This is a genomic window from Bradyrhizobium sp. STM 3843, assembly GCF_000239815.1.
Classification (GTDB): Bacteria; Pseudomonadota; Alphaproteobacteria; order Rhizobiales; family Xanthobacteraceae; genus Bradyrhizobium.
Map to the genome: position 1 here is coordinate 1 of NZ_CAFK01000124.1, position 5900 is coordinate 5900.

Sequence of the window (5900 nt, forward strand, 5' to 3'; positions counted from 1 at the left end):
GCACTCCCTCCCTGCCGCATCGTCTGATCGTGCGATGCCCTCGTTCGACGTCCGCGCGCTTGTTAGACGCTTGCGTCTGCCGAAGCCAGTAATTCTGCGGTCCGCGCTCGCATGCCGTATCATGATCCTTCTCGATGTCTCTAGAATCGCTTATGAATTTCTGATCCTCAGACAGGGGCCGTCGATGAGCCGCAGCGACCGGAAGAATGCCGCCAAGGGCACAACGGCCGGTCCCAACCCGCAGCCGTCGCCGCCACAATCGTCCGCAACCCAGGCTCTCTATGAAACCGGCCTGCAGCATTTGAGCGCCGGCCGCTTCCTTGACGCCCAGATGTGCTGCCAGCAGGCGCTTGCGATCGATCCGGGCCATGCCGACAGCCTGTATCTGATGGGCCTGGTGTCGCTGCAGATGCGACAATACGACCACGCGGTCGAATGGTTGTCGCGCGCCATCCGGCAACAGCCGAAAGTCGATTATCTCACCAGCCTCGGCTTCACGCTGAAGCAGATGGGCCGGTTCGACGATGCGCTCAGCGTGTTCGACAAGGCCATTCAGCTCAAGCCTGACGATGCCGAGCTGTGGAAGCATCTCAGTGGCGTGCTGCTGTCGCTGAAGCGCTCCGGTGATGCGCTGTTGGGCTATCAGCAGGTGTTGAGGCTGAATCCGCGGCATTGGGAGGCGGCGCTGCAAAGCGGCCTCCTGCTGCACCAGGAGAAGCGCTTCGAGGAGGCGCTGCGGCAGTTCGATCTCTGCCTCGACATCAGGCCGGACCATGCGCCGACCCTGCAGGCGCGCGCGCGAAGCCTGCGCAAGCTGAAACGCTACGACGAGTCTCTCGCCGACCTCACGCGCGCGCACGCGCTCGAGCCGGACGATCCCATCATCTGCAACAATCTCGGCGATGCGCTGGTCTGGCTTGGCCGTTACGAGGAAGGCATCACATGGTTCGACAAGGCGCTGAAGGCGCGGCCGGATTATATCGAGGTGCTGCTCAACAAGGGCTTTGCGCTGCTGCAGTTGCCGCGTTTCGAAGACGCGGGCGAGGTCTATCGCCGCATCCTGCGGCTTGCGCCTGATAACGCCAAGGCGGCCTGGCAGCTGGCCCATATCGAGCTGCAGTGCGGCGATTTCAAATCCGGCTGGGCGCGACGCGAGGCACGCTGGAACATGCCAGATTTCTCGCTGGACTATCCCCGCTTCGCCCAGCCGAAATGGCTGGGACAAGAGGACATCGCAGGCAAGACCATCCTGATCGAAGAGGATGAAGGTTTTGGCGACACCATTCAGTTCGCGCGCTATCTGCCGATGGTGGCGGCGCGCGGGGCGAAAGTGATCCTGGTCGTGCGCGAGGCGCTGTGCCCGCTGCTGTCCGGTGTCGAGGGCCTCGCACAATGCATTCCCTGGTCGCCTGAGCCGCGGCCCGCCTTCGACATGCATTGCCCGGTGATGAGCCTGCCGCTCGCCTTCGGCACCACGCTGCAGACGATTCCCTCGCCGAACTACCTGCCGCCACTGCCGGCGGACCGGATCGCGACGTGGGAGCAGCGGCTCGGCAGCCATGACCGCCTGCGCGTCGGTCTCGTCTGGGCCGGCAATCCGCACCAGGCCAACGACCGCAACCGCTCGATGCCGTTGCAGATGCTGTTGCCGCTGCTCGACCTCGACGCCGATTTCGTCAGCCTGCAGAAGGACGTTCGGCCGGACGACAAGCCGCTGCTGGCTCAGCGACGTGAGATCCGCGACCTCAGTGCGGAACTCGGCGATTTCGTCGACACGGCTGCGCTGATCTCCTGTCTTGACCTCGTCGTCACCGTCTGCACCAGCGTCGCGCATCTCGCGGCGACTCTTGGGCGGTCGACCTGGATCATGCTGCCGTACATCGCCGACTGGCGCTGGCTGCGCGATCGCGAGGACAGCCCGTGGTATCCGAGCGCACGGCTGTTCCGGCAGGATGAGAGCCGCAGCTACGCACCCGTCGTGCAATCGGTTCGTGCCGAGCTCGAAAAGCACGCAGCGGCGTTCAAGAGCGCCTAACTTCGCTCCGGTCCCGGCAGCAGCTGATCGGTGCGGCCGCGCAGCCGATAGGCAACCAGGCCCAGCCATTCGCGCACGGCGACATCGGTTCGGCCCAATCCGACCAGCGCGATGTTCTCGAAGCTGAACAGATCGTCCCAGTGGCCGACCCGCCAGTCGACGGGATAGGGCTCGACCGGGAAGCCCGCCTTGCGGAACAGCCCGACAGAGCGCGGCATGTGATAGGCCGAGGTCACAAGCAGCCAATGCTCGCCCGGCTTCGGCGTCACCAGCTGCTTGGAGAAGATGGCGTTCTCGTAGGTGTTGCGCGACAGCCGCTCGATGATCAGCCGCTCCTTCGGCACACCGAGGCTGATCAGGATCTCCGAGGCAAAGTCGCCCTCTTTCGCATCGTTCGAGATCAGATTTGCGCTGCCGCCGGTAAACAGCACGCGCGCATTCGGATAGCGGCGCGCCAATACAGCCGCGGCGATGATGCGGTCGGCGGCCGCACGCGTGATCGGGGTGTTGTGGATCACCGAGATATCTGCATCGATCGGCCCGCCCAGCACGACGATGCCGTCCGGCGCACCTTTGCTGTCGTCCCATTTCGGAAACCGGCTCTCCAGCGGATACAGAAGATAGTTGCCGAGCGGCGAGAACGCACAGATCGCGAGTAGCAGGATCGTGACGACAAACAACCGGCGGCCCCATTTGGCCCAGCGCGTCGCCAAAAGAAGCGCGGCTATCAGACCCAGTTCGAGCAGGAAATTGGTCGGCAGCAGCATCGTGCCGACGGTTTTCGACAAGACAAAGAACATCCCACACTCCGCGCGCGCCGCGCTTGTTCGGCGATGCCCTCTTACACGACAGCCGTGCCCCGCGTATCCGGCTATCTGCAGTGCGGATGCAATTTGCTATGGATGGAGGGCGAGACCTTCCCGAGCCGAACCAAAGAGGCGCGACATCGTCATGGCCCACCATCATCTGCATTCCAGCCCCGAAACCTGTCATTGGGGCTTCTTCGAAGCCAGACTGAAGCCGGTGCTGACGATCGAAAGCGGCGACGAGGTGACGATCGACACCATCAGCGGTGGTCCCGACGTTGTGCCGGACAGAACCAAGTTCGACGTGCCGCCGGAGCTGTTCGAAGTCCACGCGAAAAGCGAGCGCATGGTGCCCGGCCACATCCTGACCGGCCCGATCGCTGTTGATGGCGCCGAGGTCGGCGACGTCCTGGAGGTCGATATCCTGGACGTGCAGCTTCGGCAGGACTGGGGCTACAATCTGATCCGTCCCCTTGCCGGCACCCTGCCCGACGATTTCCACGAGAGCCGCCTGCTCAACATTCCCCTCGACCGGGCGCGCATGGTCGGAGAGCTGCCCTGGGGCCTGGAGCTGCCGCTGGCGCCGTTCTTCGGCGTGATGGGCGTGGCGCCGCCGCCGGCCTGGGGCCGCATCACCTCGCTGATCCCGCGCGCGATGGGTGGCAATCTCGACAACAAGGAGCTCGGCGCCGGCGCCAAGCTGTACCTGCCGGTGTTCGTGCCGGGCGCGCTGTTCTCCTGCGGCGACGGCCACGCCGTACAGGGCGACGGCGAGGTCTGCGTCACCGCGATCGAGACCGCGCTGCAGGGACGCTTCCGGCTGACCGTGCGCAAGGACATCAAGCTCGATTATCCACGTGCCGAGACCGCGACCCACTACATGACGATGGCGATGGACCCCGATCTCGACCAATGCGTGGTGCGCGCCTTGCGCGACATGATCGTGCTGCTCGGAGAGAAGCGCAACCTGTCGCGCGAGGACGCCTACACGCTCTGCAGCCTGGCCGCCGACCTGCGGGTGACCCAGACCGTCAACGGCTCCAAAGGCATCCATTGCATGATCGCCAAGTCGGTCGTGCACGGCTGAGGTCACGGACATCCGGTCGCGGTCCGCTGTCATATCCTTGTCAAAGGCGGTGAGGCATTTTGCCGGGCCGAACCTGAGACAGGGATTGCACGGATGAGCCAGACCGACGCTAGCCGCGATAAAGCTTTGCGCGCGCTGATCGACGAGGATTTCAGGGACAGCCTCGACGAGGAGCTCGAGCTGGAGCTGGAGGACAGCCAGCTCGACCAGTTCAAGCAGCTCGAGCTCACTCATGAGGCGCGCGACACCCTGGACCGCCAAGTCTATTTCCGGGAGCTGTTCCGCCTGCAGGGCGAGCTGGTGAAGCTGCAGGATTGGGTCCAGCACAACAAGCTCAAGGTCGTCGTCGTGTTCGAGGGCCGCGACTCCGCCGGCAAAGGCGGCGTCATCAAGCGCATCACGCAACGGCTCAATCCGCGCGTCTGCCGCGTCGCCGCCCTGCCTGCCCCGAGCGAGCGGGAGCGCACGCAATGGTACTTCCAGCGCTATGTCTCGCATCTGCCCGCCGGCGGCGAGATCGTGCTGTTCGACCGCTCCTGGTACAACCGCGCCGGCGTCGAGCGCGTGATGGGCTTCTGCACCGAGGACCAGGTCGAGGAGTTCTTCCGCTCGGTGCCGGAGTTCGAACGCATGCTGGTGCGCTCCGGCATCATCCTGATCAAGTACTGGTTCTCGATCACCGACGAGGAGCAGCAATTCCGCTTCCTGATGCGCATCCATGATCCGCTCAAGCAGTGGAAGCTGAGCCCGATGGATGTGCAGTCGCGCAGCCGCTGGGAGCTGTACACCAAGGCCAAGGAAGACATGCTGAACCGCACCCACATTCCGGAGGCGCCGTGGTGGGTGGTCGAGGCGGTCGACAAGAAGCGCGCGCGGCTCAACTGCATCTCGCATCTGCTGAGCCAGGTGCCCTATGGCGAAGTGCCCCACGAGTCGGTGATCCTGCCCGACCGCATCCGCGATCCCAGCTATCATCGCGAACAGATCCCGCCGGACATGTACGTGCCGGCGAGGTATTAAGCACGATTGCTGAGATCGCTCATTCGCTGGAGCGATTTCCGTTCGAGCGGACGATTTGAGCAAAGTGCAGCAATCAGCCCCGCTGTCATCGCCCGGTTCAGCCGGGCGACCCAGTATTCCAGAGACAGTCGTTGTTTCTCGCTAAGCCGCGGCGTACTGGATCCCCGCCTTCGCGGGGATGACGTCCGAGTTTGGCGATCGATGATCGACCTCTCAGAGGCACACGTTCTCATCCTCGCGCAGCTTTCGCGCCGAGCTCTGCTCATCACATCACCCTCGCGATAACGAGGGCGCAGGGAAGGCCGGATGCCTGGCCGGCACCCATGGCCCGCGTGCGAAGAAAAATGCACGCGGCGGTTACCACAGGTACGGCCGAAAACACCCGGCCTTCCCTGCGCGATGGTTTTAACGGTTTCCTGCGCGCTCTCCCCGGGGATCGGCTGTATTGCCCCCGTGTCGTGACAACGCGTGAACGCGTTGCGCTCGGCGTCAGCACCGAGACGCCAGGACCACACGCCTTCGCCGTCCGTGACACACCGCTCGTCCGCGCAAACAAGCTGCGCACGCCGCGTCACGTCCACCGCATCCCGCGCTCCACGTCTCGTGACGATCGCGATACGCCCCTCATCGATGAGGCAGGATGGCGCTAGCTAAGCACATTTCTGAAAAAACGAAATAGAAATATTTCCGCCGGTCGGTATTGGCCGGCCGATCGCGTTGAACGGTCACGCGAAATGAATTTTTCGGCGCAGACCATTTTGCCCTGATCTGCCCCTCTCCCCGAAGGCGCTCGCGCGTGGAAAGGTCGAGCTGATTCGCCCGCCAGGCACCTCCGGCATGCCCGATCTGCTGCCCGAAGCACCGAGCTCCCTGTGGGGCTGGCCAGACCGTGAACCCAGTCGGCGGACGGCTCTGAGCGACTCCGAAAGGCCGAATCCGAGAGCTATGGCGA

4 protein-coding genes are annotated in these 5900 nt (G+C 64.0%); 3 read left to right on the top strand and 1 reads right to left on the bottom strand.

Translation table 11 applies throughout. From position 1 onward, the window contains the following. The first annotated feature begins 184 nt into the window (after positions 1 to 184). Positions 185 to 2035 carry a tetratricopeptide repeat protein gene (locus BRAS3843_RS15640; RefSeq protein ID WP_008969919.1) on the top strand — a complete coding sequence of 617 codons (1851 nt, stop codon included), beginning with the start codon at positions 185 to 187 and terminating at the stop codon, positions 2033 to 2035. On the opposite strand, the gene BRAS3843_RS15645 is transcribed toward BRAS3843_RS15640, so the two are convergent. Further along, positions 2032 to 2835 (bottom strand): YdcF family protein, encoded by an 804-nt coding sequence (locus BRAS3843_RS15645; protein WP_008969920.1) that lies wholly within the window; start codon positions 2833 to 2835, stop codon positions 2032 to 2034. The two genes, BRAS3843_RS15640 and BRAS3843_RS15645, sit on opposite strands and share 4 nt — an antisense overlap. A gap of 151 nt (positions 2836 to 2986) precedes the next feature. Here BRAS3843_RS15645 and BRAS3843_RS15650 point away from each other — a divergent pair, with 151 nt between their 5' ends. Next, a complete protein-coding gene (locus BRAS3843_RS15650) occupies positions 2987 to 3928 on the top strand; it encodes an acetamidase/formamidase family protein (protein WP_008969921.1) in 942 nt (313 codons plus the stop codon). Between the two features lie 93 nt (positions 3929 to 4021). Next, the gene (ppk2, locus tag BRAS3843_RS15655) at positions 4022 to 4948 is read left to right on the top strand and encodes a polyphosphate kinase 2 (protein ID WP_008969922.1); all 927 of its coding nucleotides are present in this window, start codon (positions 4022 to 4024) and stop codon (positions 4946 to 4948) included. Positions 4949 to 5900 lie beyond the last annotated feature (952 nt).

Coding starts and splice junctions, on each gene's coding strand:
- BRAS3843_RS15640 (WP_008969919.1), top strand. CDS start 185: ATGAGCCGCAGCGACCGGAAGAATGCCGCCAAGGGCACAACGGCCGGT.
- ppk2 (WP_008969922.1), top strand. CDS start 4,022: ATGAGCCAGACCGACGCTAGCCGCGATAAAGCTTTGCGCGCGCTGATC.
- BRAS3843_RS15650 (WP_008969921.1), top strand. CDS start 2,987: ATGGCCCACCATCATCTGCATTCCAGCCCCGAAACCTGTCATTGGGGC.
- BRAS3843_RS15645 (WP_008969920.1), bottom strand. CDS start 2,835: ATGTTCTTTGTCTTGTCGAAAACCGTCGGCACGATGCTGCTGCCGACC.